The organism is Sphingobacterium alkalisoli, assembly GCF_005049105.1.
In the GTDB taxonomy this organism is placed as follows: Bacteria; Bacteroidota; Bacteroidia; order Sphingobacteriales; family Sphingobacteriaceae; genus Sphingobacterium; species Sphingobacterium alkalisoli.
The window spans coordinates 320,233-341,350 of the sequence record NZ_SUKA01000005.1; the positions used below are offsets into that span (position 1 = coordinate 320,233).

At 40.3% G+C, this 21,118-nt stretch carries 15 protein-coding genes; 6 read left to right on the forward strand and 9 right to left on the reverse strand.

Going from position 1 to position 21,118, the window contains the following annotated elements:
- The first annotated feature begins 202 nt into the window (after positions 1-202).
- On the forward strand, positions 203-877 hold the full coding sequence (locus tag FAZ19_RS17035; RefSeq protein WP_136821951.1) for a hypothetical protein: 675 nt from the start codon (positions 203-205) through the stop codon (positions 875-877).
- Positions 878-1,231: 354 nt separating this feature from the next.
- Here FAZ19_RS17035 and FAZ19_RS17040 read toward each other — a convergent pair whose 3' ends face one another.
- Positions 1,232-1,657, reverse strand: a complete 426-nt coding sequence (locus tag FAZ19_RS17040; RefSeq protein WP_136821952.1) for a response regulator — start codon at positions 1,655-1,657, stop codon at positions 1,232-1,234.
- Positions 1,658-1,666: 9 nt separating this feature from the next.
- A complete protein-coding gene (locus FAZ19_RS17045) occupies positions 1,667-3,556 on the reverse strand; it encodes a sensor histidine kinase (RefSeq protein WP_136821953.1) in 1,890 nt (629 codons plus the stop codon).
- A 292-nt stretch (positions 3,557-3,848) separates the two neighbouring features.
- Between FAZ19_RS17045 and FAZ19_RS17050 the strand changes: the two genes are divergently transcribed.
- Positions 3,849-4,703: an NAD(P)-dependent oxidoreductase gene (locus tag FAZ19_RS17050; protein ID WP_136821954.1), complete on the forward strand. Its 855-nt coding sequence runs from the start codon at positions 3,849-3,851 to the stop codon at positions 4,701-4,703.
- A gap of 62 nt (positions 4,704-4,765) precedes the next feature.
- On the opposite strand, the gene FAZ19_RS17055 is transcribed toward FAZ19_RS17050, so the two are convergent.
- From FAZ19_RS17055 to FAZ19_RS17085, 7 genes are all read right to left on the reverse strand, one after another.
- Positions 4,766-5,905: an AhpC/TSA family protein gene (locus FAZ19_RS17055; RefSeq protein WP_136821955.1), complete on the reverse strand. Its 1,140-nt coding sequence runs from the start codon at positions 5,903-5,905 to the stop codon at positions 4,766-4,768.
- A gap of 115 nt (positions 5,906-6,020) precedes the next feature.
- On the reverse strand, positions 6,021-7,490 hold the full coding sequence (locus FAZ19_RS17060) for a PKD-like family lipoprotein (RefSeq protein ID WP_169305690.1): 1,470 nt from the start codon (positions 7,488-7,490) through the stop codon (positions 6,021-6,023).
- A complete protein-coding gene (locus FAZ19_RS17065; RefSeq protein ID WP_169305691.1) occupies positions 7,471-8,289 on the reverse strand; it encodes a DUF4843 domain-containing protein in 819 nt (272 codons plus the stop codon). Before FAZ19_RS17065 ends, FAZ19_RS17060 begins: the two co-directional genes overlap by 20 nt.
- A gap of 16 nt (positions 8,290-8,305) precedes the next feature.
- Complete coding sequence (locus FAZ19_RS17070; protein WP_136821958.1) at positions 8,306-9,787, reverse strand: RagB/SusD family nutrient uptake outer membrane protein; 1,482 nt, start codon at positions 9,785-9,787, stop codon at positions 8,306-8,308.
- A 30-nt stretch (positions 9,788-9,817) separates the two neighbouring features.
- On the reverse strand, positions 9,818-13,195 hold the full coding sequence (locus FAZ19_RS17075) for a SusC/RagA family TonB-linked outer membrane protein (RefSeq protein WP_136821959.1): 3,378 nt from the start codon (positions 13,193-13,195) through the stop codon (positions 9,818-9,820).
- Between the two features lie 171 nt (positions 13,196-13,366).
- Positions 13,367-14,557 (reverse strand): FecR family protein, encoded by a 1,191-nt coding sequence (locus FAZ19_RS17080; RefSeq protein ID WP_136821960.1) that lies wholly within the window; start codon positions 14,555-14,557, stop codon positions 13,367-13,369.
- A gap of 62 nt (positions 14,558-14,619) precedes the next feature.
- Positions 14,620-15,222, reverse strand: coding sequence for an RNA polymerase sigma factor (locus tag FAZ19_RS17085; protein WP_136821961.1), 603 nt, complete (start codon positions 15,220-15,222; stop codon positions 14,620-14,622).
- Positions 15,223-15,500: 278 nt separating this feature from the next.
- Here FAZ19_RS17085 and FAZ19_RS17090 point away from each other — a divergent pair, with 278 nt between their 5' ends.
- The 4 genes from FAZ19_RS17090 (at position 15,501) to FAZ19_RS17105 (ending at position 20,978) form a co-directional block, all read left to right on the forward strand.
- On the forward strand, positions 15,501-16,841 hold the full coding sequence (locus FAZ19_RS17090; RefSeq protein ID WP_136821962.1) for a cytochrome ubiquinol oxidase subunit I: 1,341 nt from the start codon (positions 15,501-15,503) through the stop codon (positions 16,839-16,841).
- 4 nt (positions 16,842-16,845) lie between these two features.
- Positions 16,846-17,862, forward strand: coding sequence for a cytochrome d ubiquinol oxidase subunit II (locus FAZ19_RS17095; protein ID WP_136821963.1), 1,017 nt, complete (start codon positions 16,846-16,848; stop codon positions 17,860-17,862).
- A 93-nt stretch (positions 17,863-17,955) separates the two neighbouring features.
- Positions 17,956-19,698 (forward strand): DUF1800 domain-containing protein, encoded by a 1,743-nt coding sequence (locus FAZ19_RS17100; RefSeq protein ID WP_136821964.1) that lies wholly within the window; start codon positions 17,956-17,958, stop codon positions 19,696-19,698.
- A gap of 11 nt (positions 19,699-19,709) precedes the next feature.
- A complete protein-coding gene (locus tag FAZ19_RS17105; protein ID WP_136821965.1) occupies positions 19,710-20,978 on the forward strand; it encodes a DUF1501 domain-containing protein in 1,269 nt (422 codons plus the stop codon).
- Positions 20,979-21,118 lie beyond the last annotated feature (140 nt).

The window sequence follows — 21,118 nt, forward strand, 5'->3', positions numbered from 1 at the left end:
AAACCACTAGCTGAATTATACGTATCTTTTCGAAGATATTTGATTGTCGCAGCAGTTGCTATACCATCCACTTTCTTGTCTACACTCCTTTGTCTTTTACAACTAAAGAACAATCAAGATTGTTGAAAGTTAAATAAACAAAGATTGAAAGAGACTGTTTATATATTATACTTATTTTTAGCTATAATTTATAAACAACAACATGATGAAACAACTACTTACCATTTCTTGCATTCTTGTGTCTATTTGCTCGGTATATAGCCAGGAAACTTCAAAACGGCAATTTCCACCGCTCGAATTTTATTTCTCCGTCGGAGGGGAGTATAGCAATCCTAATAATCTTAATGAACGCTTGGGATCTTTAGGTGTGGATAAAGCTGATAAATTTAGACTGGCGGGCGGATTAGGACTTTCCTATCGTATTAAGCATATTATTTTAGGGCTAAACACGAGTACGTCCGGTTCAAGCTTCCGTTCGGAAGACGATAATCATGTAAAAAATTCCCATGTCGGATTTTATCTTTCAACTAATGCTCTTCGCGTTAATAAGTTAATAATAAGTCCACAAGTGGGGATAGGATATGAAGAGACACGGGTTAGATTTGTTAAGGAAGGGGTGACGGGTACATTTGATGACTTATTAACTACAAGTTCCAATCGGGTACAATTAGAAAATAAAGGGGAGGTACTAGACTTTGGTGTTGCATTCAAGAAAGCGAAATCAAATACGGATTTTTACAAAACGTTATTTAAGATTGGCTACCGTCACGGATTAAAAGAAAGGGAATGGAAAATCTCCGATGCGGCTGTCACGGGGGCACCTTCAGACCGAATGCGTAATTTCTATGTACAGCTCCTATTCGGCTTTGGTAGATAGCCGAAGAAAATATCTCAATATGATTTACATTATTTTGTAATTTTTATATCAATATCTTTTTTTTATTGTCATTATTTCATATTTTTGATTAGTTATTGATCGAATTAATAATTAATTCACACATATATAACCTTCAGTTCATAAAGTACTAGTAAGTTTATGGTGTAAAATAAAAATAAGAGATATATGGTTAAAGATTTAGAAATTCTCGAACACGAAAACTGTGCCGATTTGCAAGAGCTTGGGTACGATGGCGACGATTGTGTAAGCTTTGAAGACTAGCCTTCAAAGCTTACTGTTTTTCTATTGATTTGTATCTTTTTAAATAAAGATTTAGCCAGTTTAGCTGTCATTTTACCGGTGCGGCAATAATCCACTCAAACATTTATCGATAACTTCAAAAAGTTCTTTCTTGAAAATAGGTTTAGTAAGATAGTCATTAATAAAAGAATAATCATTTATTTTATGCTTATCACTCAAACTGATCGAGGAACTTAGAATATATATTGGTATTTTTTGAATAAGTTCCATACTTTCGCTTTGGAGGAAATCCATCAATTCCCAGCCAGAAATTATCGGCATATTTATGTCCACAAAGATGACATCCGGCAACGATATCTGCTCGTGTTGGTGCATGCGAAAATATTGAAGTGCTTCCTCACCGTTCTTAAAAACGCTAGTTTTCAGTAAGGCATTTGGATAGTGCTCCAGTAGTTTTGTAAAAAGATGGCAAAAAATGGGGTCGTCATCGACCAGCATAATAGCATAAGTCTGTTTCATTGTCGGTTTTTAAATTGGTGTTGATAGAGGAAATTGAATAGTTAATGTGTTGCCCGTTTTAGGGTCGCTATCAAAAGTGATTGTGCCACCTATTGATAGAATTTTTCTCCGTATAATGTAAAGTCCGACTGGCCGACTATTACGTTCTTGATGAAATATCTTTTTTAAATCCAACAACTCGCCATCGTCGTTAGAAATCGCAGTATATAAGCCATTATCGTCTATCGAAAGATGCATTTTCCCATCAAGTAGGTATGTTTTTATATGAATTTCCAAACGTTTATTCGGATCATCATATTTCAATGTATTGCTTAACAAATTCTGTACAATATTTTCAATAAATAATCTAGGGAAGAATACCATTTTCTCTTTAAAATCTGTTCGTATAATAGCCGATTTTTCATTGATATCGCTTTCTAGTTTTACTTTAATCGCTTCAGTTATTATTTCAATATTGCACAGCTCGAAAGGGAAATAGGAGCTTTGTTGAATTTCTAGAAGTTCTACAAGGTTGTCCAAAAGGGAAAGGAGTGTATTTCCGCTTGCATCAAGTAGTTGCAGATATTTATGCCGTTCATTTGCATCAGTCTCTCCGACGATTTGTCGAATAAGCATCTGTATATTACTTGCAGGAGCACGGAGATTGTGCGCGACGATATGATTCAGTTCCATTAATAAATTTAATTCCGACTCAAGGCTTATTTTAGCTGCTTCCAATTCCTTTTTCTGCTGATTAAGAACGTATTCACTGTTCTTGAACCGGGTGAGATCTTGTACCTGTGCCAAAATGAAAAGAGGTTTTTGACGTGTATCGGTTATCAGGCATGTATGCACGAGGCATGGAATGGATCGTGCATCAACATGGGTATACCGTTTTTCGATAACGTAGGAAGAGATCTTACCATTGAGTAGACTTTCAAAAAGGTATTCGCTGTGCTGTATGTCATCCGGATGCGTGAAATCCCGAAAATGTAGGCCCAAATCGTCAGATCCGTAACCCAGGGTCTCCTTTATTTTCTTGTTTAGCTTAATTGTTTTTCCGTCTAGACTGAACAATGCCATCCCTATCCCGGAGGAATGGAATACCTGATGAAACTTCTGTTCATTTACCAGCGTTTCTTCTTTCAACTCAACGTTTTCAGTGATATCTGATACAATGACAATCACCTTGTCCGTCTGATATTTGATAGGTCGTGCCAATAATTTATACCATTTTTTTGCAGGCTGATCAAATGGCGATTGGTATGTCATCTCTTGTTCCACACAGTCCCTGATCGATTTTCTAATTAGGGATAAGATTTTTGACGTAAAATCTGGCGGAAAAAGATCTATAATATTTTTCTTAAGAAAATCATCTGGCGGAAAAAATAGATGCTCCGGATCATTACACCAATAGTTTAGAATGTAACCCTCCACATCTACTTTAAGGACAATATCGTCAAATGAAGATAAGATTTGATTTAGATCTTCAAGTTCTTCTTGGACATCCAGAAGTTGCTGTTTATAGTGATTTACACGCGCTAAAAAAACGAATGTAAATTCATCGTTACTTCCCTTTATTTTTTTTGATCGGAGCGAAAACCAGTACTTTTTTTGTTCACCATTTTGCTGAACACCTATTACTTTTTCAACAGCCGTAGGTTTCGATATCGCACTATTTAAAATGACATCGGCATCCTTAATTGGTTGTTCACTTTCATCAAACGCGTTTTGGAACAAAGTTGCTATGCCTTTTCCATACCATTCGTTCTTCTTAACCGAGAGTAAAACTTCAGCTTCATGGTTGACAAATCGGATTTTACTGTCTTTGTCGCATAAAACAATACCCTCCCGACTATTGTCAAGGATATATTTTAGTGCCGTCAGGGTGGTGTCCAAGTCAAGCTGATCCAACATCATCTGCAACAATCTATTATAAACATAGCCCTTGTAATTGGATCTTTGATTGTATTCATATGCGTTAAGATTTATCCATAGACCTAATCGAATAAAACATTATTTAAGTCTGGGTAGATGCTAGTACGAATGTAGAAAAAAATCCATAAAATGCAAACGTTTGTATTAGGAAGCCGAGGAATATCACTACATGTTGAGAAAATGATAATTAAAACCTGTTATGTATTTTTGTGTTATAGGAGCGAGCGTACCACGTAATCTCATCAATAAATATAATTTTAAAACAAGTATAGCGATGCATATAGAAAGAATAGGATTTATTGGATTAGGAAATATGGGACATCCCATGGCAAAAAATCTGGAGAAGGCGGGCTTTCCACTTTCCGTTTATAACCGAACGTTTACAAAAGCAACTGATTTCGAGAGGCAGTCCACCGTTTATGGCAGCATTAAAGAACTGATCGAACATAGCGATATTATCTTCACGATGCTTACGGATGATGATGCTGCAAAAGATGTTTATAAGCAGGTATTAGGTGTTTCCATTGTCGGAAAACTCTTTGTAGATATGAGCACCATTTCGAAGGAGGCTAGCATTGAAATATCTAAAGCAATACGCATCAAAGAAGCATCTTTTTTGGATGCGCCTGTTGCTGGGAGTACCACACCTGCCGCAGAAGGGACATTAATTATTATGGTTGGCGGGGAGGAGAGCGATTTGCTACGGGCGCGACCGTATTTGGAAAAATTAGGGAAGCTTGTTAAGCATCTTGGTGAGAACGGCCAAGGCATAGCAGCTAAATTATCCATTAACTATTTTCTTTCGATGATCTATCAAGGTTTGGCAGAAACGGTTTTATTTGCCGAAAAATTAGGAATAAGTCGCAACAATATACTTGAAATAATTAATGAAAGTGCGAGCGGGAGCGGTGCGACAAAAGTCAAAACCAACGCTTTAATAACAAATAATTATACACCTACTTTTGCACTAGACTTGATGTTAAAAGATATTCTTCTTGCTCACAGGGCAGGTGCGGATTATCCGTTATCTCAAGTATTGATTGATACGTACCAATCCGCCCATGATAAAGGCTTTGGATCGGATGATGTTATGGGTATCATTAATTATTTAAAAGACCAAAAAAAATAAGATAAGAGAACAACCTGAGGCTACCCACCTCAGGTTGTTCTCTTAATCAATTATTAAGGCTCTTATTGACCAAACACTTTTGCAAGTTCAGTGTCAAGTTTATCACCACGTAAGTTAGTTGCTACGATATTACCTGTAGGATCGATTAAATAATTTTGAGGTACACCTCTTACGCCATATAATACAGCCGCATCGTTGCTCCATCCTTTTAAATCAGCTACATGAATCCAAGGTAATCCGTCGTCCTCTACAGCTTTCAACCAGGCAGATCTGCCTTTGTTGTCGTCGATTGAAACGGCGAGTATCTCTAATCCTTTAGGTTTATACTTTTCGTATGCTTTTACAAGATGCGGATTTTCAGCACGACATGGGCCACACCAACTTGCCCAGAAGTCGATAAGCACATACTGTCCTAAGAAATCAGAAACTTTAATCATTTTGCCATCCATATCGGGTTGTGCAAAGTCCGGTGCTTTACTTCCGATTTTGATCGTTTTGTCGGCTAATATCCTAGCTTCAAGCTCGCGAGCACTGCTTAATTGTCTCACTTCTTTCGATAATGCTAAGAATACAGGTTCGATCTCCGAAAGTTTCCGTTTGTTAGCTACGTCCTTAAGTGCGTCGATAGAAAAGATCGAGTTCGGATTATTCTGCGCGAATGCGAACTCTTTTTCGCGGCGGGTTTCAAATTTTGCGTCGAATTTTTCACGAATGGCTGCATATTGATCATTTGCGTCGGGAGCATCTTGTTTCACAGCCGCAAATTCTTTGTTTGCACCATCAATGATGGTCATAAAATCGCTGCCAATTTCCGCAATGTATTTTTTATAGCTATCATGCATGGGTGAGCCCGTAATCTTAGATGTGCTTAACGAGTCTTTTATCGCTATTTTATAGGTTTCATTAGCGAGGTAGAAGTAGAGTCTGTCACCGTTATTCTGCACCATCATTTTGCCTTTTCCCTCTGGGTCAAATACCATTCGGGAATAAGCAGGTTCATCTACCGTACCTGTAAACATGAATTTACCATTCTTGATGGTTGCCGAGTCTACCATCGAAAAACCCTCGTTAGTATAGTCGAGGTATACTTTTTTTCCGTCAAATTTTTGAGGAGCGCTTCCTTTAAGTTGGAATTCCTCCTGAGCAAGCAATTGAATAGGGGATAGAACCACTAGTGCTGCTGCTAATTTTAAAATGTTCATATATATTATTTGTTTTTGTCTTACTTGTACATTATGATACGGGTATCCGCGGTATATATTTGGTGTCGTGATTCACGACACCAAATACCTTTATTTATGTGGTATCACCGGATTGCTATTTTCTCCATGCCATATCGACAGGAGTACCTGGTATTCCTTCAATTTTCTTAACAAGATCACCATTACGGCCTACGTTAATATCCATGTAGTAAATGCTACCTTCTGCCCCTGCGATAAGGGTGTTCTCATCATCATCCAGTTTCAACATCGTTACTTTGTCTGTAAATGTTGTTTCCATTTCCCGGATCTGTTGGTTGATGGGATTATATCTGTACACCTTATTCTGTGCAGCGATATAGATGTTACCTGTCTGCGTCGCCACCATTTTCGTGTCGGCATTAATCCACTCCTGATGAATAAATAATCGCTTATGTTCGGATGTGAAGGTAAAATCTTTGATAAAATCACATTTAAACTTTAGCTCATAGATATTTCCTGTTGCATCTTTCATATAGGCATAGGTTTCCGTATTATTAATCTGTACGATATCTAGGAGATCCATGCCCACATTGTGGGGATCAAAAATCTCGGGATCGATGGGCGTATATTGGGTGCCAAAATACATTGGTATACCGTAGATGTTTAATCGCACAAATTGCTTTTTATCTTTTTCGTATGCAATCATGATGGTATTACCATCAATAGTACTCATGATGAACTGTGGTGCCAATTCATAATTCCCATCGGCGTAATTGCTAAACATACCATAAGTATTTGCTTGATCCCAGGTTTGCATGGTTCCGCCATAAAATTTGCCGTTAATTACCCCTATGAGCACGCCATTCGGGTGATTTTGAAGATTACCAATTTCTATGGTAGCGGGTGCTAAAAAGAAATTATCGCGTATCGTATTCGGCTTCTCTTTTTCCAGTCCCAGGTCATCTACGTCTATTCTTACTCCTCCATTTTTGGTTACTATCCAGTAGCCCAGCGGAGTTGCATTAGTTAGACCGGTGTGACGCATGAAATACAGGTGCAACGGATCCGCTGGTAAGTTTTCTCCATTGATTGTTTCGTAAATATTTGGTTGTACAGTATTATCCGGTTTGACAAAGGAAAGTTTCGTTATTCCTTGTTCTATACTTAAAACAACGTCGCCTCTAGAAAACTCGGTGATTCCGCGAATTTTAAAATTGTGAAAATACTTCATCCCATTCGATTTGTTTGTAATCGTCAACCGAGTGGTATACACTTTAGCTCCATATCCAAACAGCATGCGAAGGGAAGGGCCTTCATACAGATCACGTTCCGGGTTGATGGATTCGGGAACCATGATATTCCATAGGAACTCCAGCTGGTTAGCATCAATACCCTCAAATCTTGGTTCAATGATCAGGCTGTCCCCTACTACAGCTTCATACAGCGTGTCTAAGCCAATTATTTCTGGCGTAATTGGCATATTAATGTCATAGTTGCCCTTGTCCTTATAACAGCTGCCCAAGCATAATAGCAAGAAAGCAAAGAACGCAAGTTGAAACATGTTGATGTTTGTCTTTATTTTCATATTATCTAACCTCTCTTCCATTTTCGTCAATAAAAAAATACTTTCCGGATCCTGCATTATATCGGAGTAGCATCGGCCTGCTCGGATTGTCCTTATGGTAAAAGGAATAGGTCGCACCATTATCTTCTGTATTCAACACGTAGCCTTTCTCTGGATTGTTATTCACCCAGCGGAAGGGGTCGTTTAGCATCATTGTGAGTACGCTGGCGATGTAGGTGTTTTTCGGTACACCAAATGGATCTTCATCCGTGTTTGTCATATAATCTAGCCCAGTTACAAGTATAAATAATTGATGTTTTGCGCGGGAATAGTCACCGAGCCATTGATCCCACCAGTGCGGCTTTTCTAATCGTGCTGACAGTATAACCCGGGCACGGATAATGTTAGGGTTTTCAACACCAAAGTCTTCTGTTCCCTGTAGTTTTAAAATTACAGACACAGACCGCTCTTCTAGATCGGATACATTGTACAGAATAAGAGGAAGCCATGCGCGTCCTGAGTTAGCAACTATGGAATAATTATCTTCTAAGGGTTTATAGTGTAGTTCGGGAACTGCAGTGGATGAGTCCTGTTCCACATACGCCTTATAAGTACTGCCTTGCGGAAGACGATGCCCCGTAATTCGTACAGGTAGATAGACGGTGTCTACAGCTTTTGTCATGTCGTATGCAAAGGTATAGACAATGCTATCGCGATCATCACGGTTGAGATCGAAATAGATATTTGCATCTTGCTCATAGAGCTTCAGCTCCGCTTCTTTACAGCCATATAGTGACATAATCGCGATTAATGCTAAAATAAAATAATTTATCTTTTTCATAAGTTGTTTTGATGGATTAACGTTCACCATAAATAATCTCGTCATCTGGTAATGGGAGTACAAAAATGCTTTGATTAGCAGGGATTATCTCGCCTTGAAATCCAATAATGGGTTTGTTTAGCCTTTTATAAGCGTAGAACAGCTGGCCTTCGGCATATAGTTCTTTTCTATATTCTTTGAGCAGTTCGGTCTGAAACTGTTCCAAACTAGCGGCTTGCACTTTTGGAGCGATTGCCCGCTGTTCCCGAACTTCATCCAGATAAGCTAGGGCACGTACCGGATCGCTTTCATAGGTGCATTCTGCAGCGATATAATAAATCTCGCTAAGTCGGATGCCTGGTGCCATAAGATAATGTCTATTTGCAATAAAGGTATCCCCTAGTGGGTTCCGTCGATATTTTTGAATCGATACCTCATTACTATTCAATCCGGTAAACCACTGCGAAAATCGTATATCTGTAGCACCAGGACCTGATGTTTCGTAGATGCTTCGCGTGTCATCTACTTCTAAATACATATAGTTTGTGTTTTCTGGGAACCAGTCGCTATTGTATTGGTTGTTCATCGCTGGGATATACCATCCAAAAAGCAGTTCTTTATAAAAGATACGATCTTTTTTGTCATTGTCTACCGCTAGGAAATCCGTTCTATTTGTCCACGGGAACTTTTTAGCATCAATGACTATCATCGCATTCGCCATTGCACTCACTTTGTCTCCCTTATATAGGTACACGCGGGCTAGGGCGCCACATACCGCATAGTAGTTTAGTCGATGTCTTCTATTTTGTAAGAATAAGCTTGGGTTATGTAATTCGGTGTTGGCCAGTGTGTCTGCATTGGGATATCCAATAATATAGGCTGATTTGCGGATTGGATCGTTTGCCAGTAGTTCTTTGGCTTGTTCCATATCGTCAATTACGGAGTCTAATACTTCCGTCACCTTAGACATGGCTGTCGTTTTATTCGAGTAGGAGGTTACATACGGTATCGCAGTGGCTTCCGGATTTACCAGAGGAGCAGGGGCGAATAACCGAAGTGCATCAAAATGCAGATAGCCGCGTAGTGCTAGCGCCTCTCCCTTGATAATACGGTAATTATCTCCGATAAACAGACGCTGTTGTCGGTCGATTTGTTCTAGAATAAGGTTAGTGTTTACAATACCGTTATAAAGTCCCAACCATATCGCGTCTTTACGTTGCATAAAGTCAGCGTCGTCGTACTTGTAGTTTTTCGTGGGCAGGTATTTGCTATAGTCAAAAGGTTTTATCCTGTAATTTTGAACCAATACTTCCGGGGTGCCGACGGTAAGTTCTTTCCCGTAAAGATCTGCCTTGGCACCGCGGGTATAAATTCCCAATAACGCTTCCTTAAATCCCTCTTCTGTTGAAAAGAGAAGATCCCTGTCGATATCGCTTTCTGGCTGAATATCGAGCCATTTTGAGCAGGATAAAAAAGCAGTTTGCGATAACAGCAGGATGTATATTATAAGTTTTTTCATTATTTAGTTCGCTATGATATGTATTCTGTTTTATAGTGCTGCTTGTAAACTAAAGCTAATACTTCTTGCGAAGGGATAGTTGATCCCTCTTTCTTGCCGTACAGTAGACATGCGGAAAATATCATTTGCCGTCAGTCCTAAGCGAAGGCGGGACAATGACATTTTTTGCACCCAAGCTGTTTCAAAATCGTACGATAGGAACACAGACTGTAAGGCCAATAGATTATCGGGCATAATAAAACGCGATGAAACCCTCGTTTGTCCTTGGTCTTGTATGCTTTTATAGAAGGTGACATCGCCTGGGTTTTTCCATTTTTCAGCTAATACCCGACTGTCTACATTATAACGTGGATCGGCATTTTCGACACGGTCGACCAGCGTTTGGTTGTACATTTTAGCACCCATGCGCGCTTGGAAATAGGCTACTGCTGTTAGTTGTTTATACCGTAGTGTACCACCAAAAAAGCCTTCCAGTTTTGGGGTTGCAACGGCTACTACTGTAATATCTCTTGCATTCCAGTCATAAGTCAGCGACCCGTGTCGATTTAAGTATACCTCGCGGCCGCTTTCCGGATCAATGCCCAAGGATGGAACAGCATATATCGCATCTACCGACTGTCCTTCTTTAAAGCGGAGAAAAGGAACACCTAAATTTTCCTGTTCCTGCTGTTCCTCGTCGACCCGGTCATTATAGCTCTTTAGCGAATTGGAAATACGCACAATTTTATTTTCATTTCGAACTAGGTTAGCCATTAGGCTTAATGTCCAGTCTTTATTCCGTATCGGTATTGCGTTGAAATTAATTTCAAAACCTTTATTTTCCATGTCGCCCAGATTCTCTTTGTATGATGCAAAGCCGGTTGATGGCGCTACGGTAAGATCCGTCAAGATATCTTTGGTTAACTTATAATATAGTCGTGGCGATAGGGTTATACGGTCGTTAAATAAGCCCAGATCGATGCCGACATCCGTATTCTGTGTTTTTTGCCAGGTTAAGTCTTCGTTTCCATAATTACGGACGCTAGCACCAATACCTGATGAGTACCAATTGGTTTGATCGTAGGTATAAGTAGTTGTAGACATATACGGTGCAAAGTTGACCGAACCCGTCAAGCCTGTCGTCGCGCGTAATCGGAATAAGTTAATAACGTCGTTTTGAAACCAGGACTCGTTGTGTACATTCCAACCCAGACCGAAAGACCAGAAGGGGGCTGTGCGGTTGTTATCGCCGAATTTAGACGAGCCATCCATACGCACCGTGGCGTCCATAAGGAATCGGTTATCATATGAATAGTTTGTGCTCAAAAAAGCACCGAATAATCGGGATAAAGCTAAGGAACTGTATGGACTTGCATTTTCAGCGTATCCTTTTGCAAAGCCTATGCTTTGAAAGCGATCGTTGGGAAAGCCAATTGCCGTAAAAGAGCGTTCATCCATATTTTCGGTACGAATGTTAGTTCCGCCGACGACATTAAAGTCACTTTTTCCGATCCGTCTTAGCCAGTTTAAACGAACGTTTGCATCCCATTGTAGTTCGTTGTTGTAATAGCTTTCATAGCTGCCTTTTTCATCTGTCCGGTCTGTCGAATAATTATAAAATTCATTCGCCATGGGAGAAATAAATTCGTCTGCGGTATTCATGCGTTTCATTAGGCTAACTTGTCCGCGTAGACGTAGTCCGTTGCCCAGGTCAAAGTCACCTGCAAAGTTATTCAGAACTTCCGTATAACCTTGCCGATTAAAGCTGTTTAAGGTCGCGTTATATAATGGGTTCAGTACAGATTCATCGTTAGTATTTCCTGATGCATCGACACGTCTCCAAGTATCTACCCGTTGAATAATATTTCCATTGTCGTCCCTCATGCGGTAATACGGGTTCATGAGTACATAATTTACATAATCACCATAGGGCGATTCCGTTCCCTGTACGACTGTAATTGCTAACTCATTGAAAAAACGAATTTTATTTTTTAAGTTATAATTGAAGTTTAAACCACCAGAATATTGGTTCCGATCTGAACCTTTCATCACCCCAGGTCTGGTCTGGTACCGAACGTCCACGCCGTAGCGGAAGGTCTCTGAGCCGCCTTCTACAAATAAACCATGCTTTTGTCCGACAGCCGTGCGTAAGGGCTGCGATAGCCAATAGGAGTCTACGCCGCCCAATACATTTGCTAGCTTGCTATAATACAGCTCGTCGAGATTACTTTGTGGCTGGCGTTGGATCTCGGAATCAAATAAACCAGACAACCGTTCAAACTCCAGTTTTTCAGGAGCATGTAATACATTGTAGTCGCTAATATCTGGCGCATTGACATTGCTCTCGTGCGAGTAGGTTAATTGTAGCTTCCCTTCTTTAGGTGCCTTGGTAGTGATCACCATTACACCGTTTGCAGCTCGAGAACCGTAAATAGCCGTAGCAGCTGCATCTTTAAGTATCGTAACCGTTTCGATACGTGTCATATCAAGATCGAGTACTTTTTGAACACTCACTTCATAACCGTCCAGTATAAATGCTGGCATATTTGTTGTTCCCGTAATGTTATCTCTACGCAGTACCTCACCACTTCCTGCAGGTAGGGCAGAGGATCCACGAACATTAATATTAGGTATAGTGTTCGGATTTGCACCAGCTAGGTTGTTGTCTAATAATTTGAACGAAGGATCAAATACTTGCATAGCTTGCAGGACATTCTGGGGGTTTACTTGACGTAATTCTTCACCACTTTTTGTGATTGCAGTACCGGTATAAGAGTCTTTTTTAATGGTCTGATATCCCGTTACAATTACCTCATCGACCTGCGCCGCTTCCTCCTGCATTTGAATGTTATAAGTCAACTTTCCATCCTGTAATTTGAATACGGTTGGTTTATATCCAATCATCGTTACTGTGACCGATCTTTCCCCTATAGTGCTAGGTAATGTGAAATTTCCAGCTTGGTCGGCTACCGCAATAGTTTTACCGTCGATGGCAAAGCTTGCCCCACCCAACGCTGCACCGTCGCTTCCGAGGACTTGTCCTCGGATTGTTTGCTGCGGCATGTCCTGTTTCGACTGGATTGGCTTACTTGGGGTATTCTTTCCCTGCGGTTTTCGTTCCAGCACAATCGTTCGATCTACAATTCGATATGAAATATTCCTTGGGGTAAGGATTTTGTCTAAGAATGCCTCTAATGGCATGTTTTTAGCGACTATACTTACTGGCGATGCATTGTTCAACAAGTCTTTTGTGCCCAATACTTCGTAGGCAATCTGTTGCTTTACAACTTGCAAAACCGTCGCCAATGCGGTGTTCTGTCCAGTATAGGTAACTGTCTGCGGGTAGGCTGCATGACCAATTTGAAGGCATACAACGAAATACAAAAATGTACTTAGCTTGATCACTCTAATAAAGTAACTTAAATTCATTAATTTTGTGGTTAGTAATTGGACTAAGTCCGTTACAATTCAGTTAATTGTCAGCATAGCTGACTCAGTTCCGGCGGGAAGGTATTGCAACTACCTTTCCGCTATTTATCTTAGATTTTCGTGCTGATTTTTTCCTTGAACCTCCTTTCTTCCATTCATTCCATAATTCTTCTATTCGTTCCCGTTGGCCGGTGCTATAATTAATTTATTATCAGCAGTCATTTGATAGGTTATGTTGTTGCTTTCCAGTAAACTCAATATGGTCGATAACTTGCTGGTGCGAAAGGTTCCGCCAAAAAATTCAATATCCGGAACGGTACCTTTGTAGATTACATCTACATTATACCAACGGGATACTTCGCTCATTACTTCCTTCAACGATTTTCCGTCAAAGTTGAACTTTCCGTTAAGCCATGCCAGTTCTTGTGCTACATCTACGTCCTTTCTAGAAAGTTTGCCCTTTCGTAAAACGGATTGTTGTCCTGGTTTAAGCTCCGTTTCTGTTTGGTCTGCCAAAGCCTGTACACGCACTTTTCCTTCCGTCAATGTTGTTTTAATCGGATAACCGTCTGTGTATGCGTTTACATTGAAATGAGTGCCTAATACCGTAATCTTTTGATCGTTGCTGATTACTATAAAAGGATGATTGGCTTGCTTTGCCACTTCAAAGTACGCTTCACCCTGCAGAGTGACTTCTCTTTTGTCTTTTGCAAATCTAACTGGATAATCTAATTCGCTACCCGCATTTAGTTTTACGCGGGTACCGTCGGGAAGGGTTACGCTGTATAAACCACCTCTGGGAGTAGCTATTTTGACGGATACAACAGATTCCGTCTCTGTAACAAGTTCTCCATCTTTGTAGTTTAGCCCATTTTCATTGATATAAATTTCCTGCTGTGTTTGATCCAGTTCGAATAGCCTACCATCAGAAAGTCTTACTGTAGCTTTATTTCCTGCGGGTGCATAATCGATATCCGCCGTCTGCTGATTAGAATTTGCAGTTTGATTCGTATTAGTGAAAAATAGGTACACACTAAAGGAAACTGCTAACAATACCGATGCTGCAATAATGTATGGGCGAAAAATCCGCAGAAAAGGAGGGGCGATCGCTAATGGAGACGGAAACACTTTTTTTCTTAATCGTTTATACGCTCCTTCAGTATCTACTTGAGCAAATCGATGATAGGCCTGCTGCTGTTCCGTGTGATTGATACAGTTTTGGTAAATATCTCGGTTACTCTCCGAAAGTTCTAGCCACTGGCTTAATAATGCTTGCTCTGTTTCGGTTAATTTTGATCCTTTGATTTCTTTTGCGATAATTTCTCCGATAACGACTGGTTCTTTCTCTTTCTTGCTATTCATATTTCCTGTTGTTATCTATATATACAACACCAAATTGAAAAAGTACTAAAGAAAAATGCGAATTATTGAAATTTTTCTACAATAAATACACCTGCAATTAAAAGAATGAAAGAATCTTTGTTTATTTTACTTCGTAAAATGGCTAATGCACGGATTTTTTGATTTTTTACAGTTTGTATATTTATTCCCATCTCATCAGCCACCTCTTGGTTGCTTTTCCCCTCTAAATAGGTTGATTTAATAATTTGTTGAGCTTTAGGGGGGAGATTTTGTATTGCCGTATATAATTCGCCCATAGCTTCAGCATACACGATATGCTGTAGTTGACTTTCTTGAAATTGTTCTTGATCTGCTAGATAATTGTCTGTACGAGCAGCTCGACGTTGCCGAGCAGTTTGTTTATTCAATCCGATTCGACGGGCTGTCTGGTATAAAGACGACTTAAGATGAAGTAAATTTTCAAAATCACGTTGACTGTTCCACATATTTACAAAAGCTTCTTCTGCAATATCCTCTGCTTCTCTCGTTTCTTCTACAAATTGTCCTGCAAATAAGCAGATACGACTATAATAGCGGTGAAAAACAAATTCAAATGCCTTCTCTTTTCCAATATTTAAATCTTCAAGCAGATGTAATTCGCTACTATACTTCATTTTTATCGCCATTTCATCCGGTTAATACGAACTATTGCCGTAAATATAAACATAATTCAAAAATAAAGTTAACAGAACCCTTACTTCTGCAAGTTGATCTTCATTTATCCTCGAATAACACAATCTTTCGTATCGGTCTCTCATTGTTATATTTATCGACAAGGAAATCATACACTTGGTTGTGCTTTTAACATCCAATCCGTACCTTAGTGACATGCTGTATACTGGTTAGCAAAAGGAATAACCGGAAGAAAAAACAGTTTACCGATTTCGTAACAATGATATAAAGTATGGATGATTTTATCGCCGCTCGTTCCCAAATGGCTATGTCGCTTGGTTTTCACATTATATTTGCCTGTGTGGGGATGGTTATGCCTTTTTTTATGGCTATTAGCCACTATAGGTATCTCCGTACAGGGGATGAAATCTACAAAGGACTAACAAAAGCATGGAGCAAAGGGGTTGCTATCCTTTTCGCGACCGGTGCAGTATCGGGAACCATGCTGTCCTTTGAATTGGGATTATTATGGCCCGAGTTTATGAAACACGCCGGTCCCATTTTTGGTATGCCCTTTTCATTGGAAGGAACAGCATTCTTTATCGAAGCCATCGCATTGGGTTTCTTTTTATATGGTTGGAATCGGTTCAATAAATGGTTTCACTGGGCTACGGGTGTGTTGGTCGGTATCAGTGGTTTAGCCTCGGGAATACTTGTCGTCGCTGCGAATGCTTGGATGAATAGTCCGGCAGGTTTCGATTATCATGAAGGCGTTTATTCAAATATTGACCCCATAGCAGCGATGCTGAATGATGCCTGGTTTTCTCAGGCTTTGCATATGGTTTTAGCCGCATTTGTATCCACCGGATTTACGGTGGCTGGTATGCATGCGCTTATGATTTTGAAACGAAAAAATATCGAGTTTCATTCCAAGGCTTTCAAGATTGCTGCTACCTGTGGCTGTATTGCCGCTTTATTGCAGCCCATTAGCGGAGATATTTCCGCCAAAGATGTCGCCGAGCGACAACCAACGAAGCTGGCGGCTATGGAAGCACATTTTGATACCGAGGCAAGAGCGCCCTTCATTATCGGTGGCATTGTTAATGAGGAAGAGCAGAAATTGGATTACGCCATCAAAATCCCTAGTCTATTGAGTTTTTTGGCACATGGTGACGTAAACAAACCTGTCACTGGACTCAATGAGTTTCCAAAAGAAAACTGGCCACCTGTCGCGATTACGCACTATGCATTCCAGCTAATGATCACCTTGGGTATGCTACTGTGCGGACTTTCACTTTTGTATTTTATTGCTATTTGGAAGAAGCAGCATTGGATGCACACTAATTGGTTCTTACGTCTTTTTGTATTCGCCATACCATTAGGTTTCATCGCACTTGAAGCGGGTTGGGTAGTTACCGAAGTCGGGCGTCAGCCTTGGATTATTTACGGCATCATGCGTACAAAAGATGCGGTGACACCCATGCCCGGTATTGTATATTCCTTCTACATCTTCACTTCGGTGTTTGTGTCGCTTTCGGCTATTGTCATCTTTCTCTTGTATAGGCAACTGAAAATGGTCGGTAGATTGTATGATGTAACGGATCCTAACTTTGGCATAAAATCAAAATCATAAGGTTATGTTATACGTAGTCGTCGCTTATCTCTGGGTATCCCTTTATCTCTACCTTATATTAGGTGGAGCGGATTTTGGTGTAGGTATCATAGAGCTATTTACAGGAAAGAATAACAGAAGCCGGGTCAAAAATACCGCTTACAAATCCATTGGTCCAATATGGGAAGCAAATCATATGTGGTTGATTATTGCAATCGTCGTACTTTTTGTCGGTTTTCCAATCATATATAGTACTTTATCCATATATCTTCATATTCCGCTTTTGCTTTTGCTGTTAGGAATTATTGCTAGGGGAACAGCATTTGCTTTTCGCCACTATGACGCAATTGACGACGAATGGCAACAGGTTTACAATCGAATCTTTCAACTAAGTAGCCTAGTGACACCCTTCTTTTTAGGCATTATCGCTGCAAGTACCGTTTCTCGACAAATAGATCCTTCAGCTACAAGCTTTTTAGCCGCCTATGTGTACAGCTGGTGGAACCCCTTCGGGGTTGCAGTCGGTGTCTTTACAATGTGTATCAGTGCCTATCTTGCATCTATATACATTATCGGAGAAGCAGGCGATAAAAAATTTATCGATTATTTAATCCGTAAAGCCAAAGTATATTTCGTACTGGTACTGGGGGCTGGTAGCTTAGTATTTACGACCGCATACTGGACTGGTGTTCCTCTATTTGAATGGGTATTTGGAGGCTTGGTCGGTCAAATTGCCGTCTTATTGGCCACTGTTTCTATATTAATACTTTTTTGGGCGGCAACTCGATATAAGAGCACCCTGATGCGTATGTGTGCAGCCTTTCAGGTCTTGATGATCTTGATCGCCGCAACCTATAACCATTTTCCAGAGCTCATTCTGCTTGCAGATGGCAGCGCATTATCCCTAGTCGATCAGCAAAGTAGCGAAAAAACCATTAATGTATTGGCATGGGGGTTACTACTGGGAAGCATATTTATTTTACCCTTTCTGTTTTATCTTTTGTATTCCTTTCATAAAAAGAGCGCATTTCAAGATGAATAAAAAATTAAACTTTTTCCTCGTACGATTGTCATAAAATAGAATCAGCAGTCGGTCGAGGTAAATGAGATAGAGATAATGTAAATATAAGGTGCTATGAAAAAATGTATTTTTATTAAACTCTTCTTAGTGCTATTGACCTTTGCACCATTGATTCCAATAGCTGCTCAACAACAGTCAAAATTTCCCTATGCCGAAGCAGGCCTAAGTAAAGAGGCCGCAGCAATTCATTTGCTTAGCCGTTTTACGTACGGTTACAAGTTAGAAGACGTAGCGTATATTCAACAAGTAGGGCTTGAGAACTGGTTTAAAGAACAGCTCAGCATGAAGGTTGAGGATAAGGAGGTACATAAACATCTCCAGCCCTATGCAGATGCGATGTTGGATAATAGAAGTCTATTGGCGCGATACCCTCGCACACAAAGCGTCAAACAGATGATGATCAGAGATGGTTATATCAAAAAAGACTCGATAAATAACACCACCACATATCGTATAAAGCTAAATGAATATTTAGAAGACAAAGGCCTTAAGTCTCCGCAATACTTGTATAACATGTTTATTGCCTCAAAATTTATACGGGCCTCGTATTCAAAAAATCAACTCGCAGAGGTGATGACCGACTTTTGGTTTAATCACTTCAATGTCTCATTCACAAAAGGGCAGTCAGCCCCTTATATCCCTTCCTATGAAAATCATAGTATCCGTCCGTATATATTGGGAAAATTTAGCGATTTATTATTGGCAACGGCCAAGTCACCAGCCATGCTTACCTATTTGGATAATGTAGCGAGCACCGCAGAAAACACGAATTCGAAAAGAAAATCAGGTTTAAATGAAAATTACGCACGAGAACTTTTGGAGCTTCATACGCTAGGAGTCGATGGCGGGTATACCCAAAGGGATGTTCGGGAAGCCGCGCGGATTCTTACAGGTTGGACAATTAATTCCCGCCGACTTGATGGGAATCCAGATGCGCTGAATCGATTAGCGAAAAATAGATCAAATGTCATAGAGGATGACTTTTTGTTTCTATCAGCCAGACATGATAAAGGAGAAAAAGCCGTTATGGGAAAAATTTTCAGCAATAAAGGCTACACAGAAGGTCTGGAACTCTTAGAATTTTTAGCTGCAAGACCCGAGACAGCAAAATTTATTGCACGCAAACTGGCGATCCGCTTTGTCAGTGACACGCCAAGTGAAGCGCTTATAACTGAAATGGCAAGTACGTTCCTATCGAGTAAAGGCGACATTAAGCAGGTGCTGGTAACGATGGTGAACTCGCCTTCATTTTGGGAGAAGAATAATATTGGTAGCAAAATTAAAACACCATTCGAGCTGGCCATTAGTAGTGTGAGAGCACTAGATGGAAATTTAGAGAACCCTGAAAAACTTAATAAATGGGTAACACGTATGGGAGAGAAAAAATATTACTACATCGCACCCACAGGGTTTCCTGATAGAGCCTCCCAGTGGATCAATAGTGGATCCTTGTTAAATAGAATGAATTTTGGATTATCTTTTTTGAAAACCAATGTGACGGGGGTGCGTGTTGATTTAGTGCATGCCTTACACGATAGGGAACCCGAAAGTGCTGCTCATGCGCTGGATGTTTTTGGTAAAAATATGGTTCCAAATATGGATCAAGAGCTGCTTAAGAGAAGGCTTTCCCCACTACTCACTACCCAAAACTTACAGCAAAAGGTGTCGAGATCAATTCCTTCTTCAGCAGATGATCAGCGTATGTCAATTGAAGAAGCTGAAAAAAATACCACACATCCGATGCTTGAACAAGTTGTCGGACTAATTATTGGATCCCCTGAATTTCAGAGACGTTAAACCGTGCACATATGTATAGTAGAAGAGCATTTTTAAAATCATCGGGTATAGGTCTGTTCGGAATAGGTCTTCTTGGCGGTATACCTTCTTTTGTGGTTGAAGCCGTGACCCGGGAGAAGCTTAATCCATTATTTAGCAAACGTAAAGTATTGGTTTGTATATTTCAACGAGGTGCCATGGACGGATTAATGGCTGTTACTCCTTTTGAAGATAATTTCTTAAAAGAAGCGAGACCCAACTTGTTCATTGCCCCCCAGCTCAAAAATAACCGAGCACCTGGCTTAATAGATCTTGATGGTAGGTTTGGTTTACATCCGGCGATGAGTAGTTTCGAACCTTTGTTCAAGGATGGCAGACTAGCCATCGTACATGGGATCGGTTCGCCGAATACAACACGGTCGCACTTTGATGCGCAAGATTATATGGAAAGCGGCACCCCGTTCAAGAAGAGTACATCTGATGGTTGGCTCAATAGAGCAGTTGGGCTTACCGGGCACGAAAACGTGCAAACTCCTTTCTCGGCCATAAGCCTTACATCGGCCTTGCCACGATCATTATATGGAGATCATGATGCCTTAGCGATAAGCAATATCAAGAATTTTAAAATTCAGGGTGCCGGCAAGCGTATGCTGCAAAATGCAAAAAGCTTCGAGGAACTCTACGACGATACTGCTGATGAATTGTTAAATGAGGCTGGTGGAGATAGCTTTGACAGTATGAAAATACTTCAACAAAAAATCCAGAAAGAATATATTCCGGCCCAAAATGCGAAGTATCCTGCTACCAATCTCGGCTCTTCGCTCAAGCAAGTTGCCCAGCTTATTAAGATGGATGTGGGGCTAGAGGTCGCGTTCACCGAATCCAACGGTTGGGATACACATTATAATCAAGGTAAAGACACAGGTATCTTCGCACGCAACGTTGGCGACTTGTCCGATGCTATAGTGGCTTTTTGGAATGATATAGAAGCTTATCAAGATGATGTGCTCGTAATGACGATGACCGAATTTGGAAGAACTGTGCATCAAAACGGAACCGGTGGCACCGATCACGGACGCGCATCCTGTAATTTTATATTGGGGAATCACGTTTCTGGAGGTAAGATACATGGAGTCGTCGATCCATTGGCCGTAGAAAATCTAGAGGATGGGAGGGATCTCAAAGTTACGACCGACTTTAGAGCCGTGTTTTCCGAAGTATCTCAATTACACCTTAATGTCAAAGATAACAATTCACTATTCCCGGAATGGGATGGTAAAAATATTGGTGTCATGAGGTGATATGATTTGAGGGTATTTTGATCGGAAAAGGCAATTACTTGTAAGTTTTTAAGATTATTTTTGGATATACTAACTGAATTTAAACCGGCTGGTCGTTTTATAATCAAGATAATTCAGATCGGACACTTGTCAGCATTTAA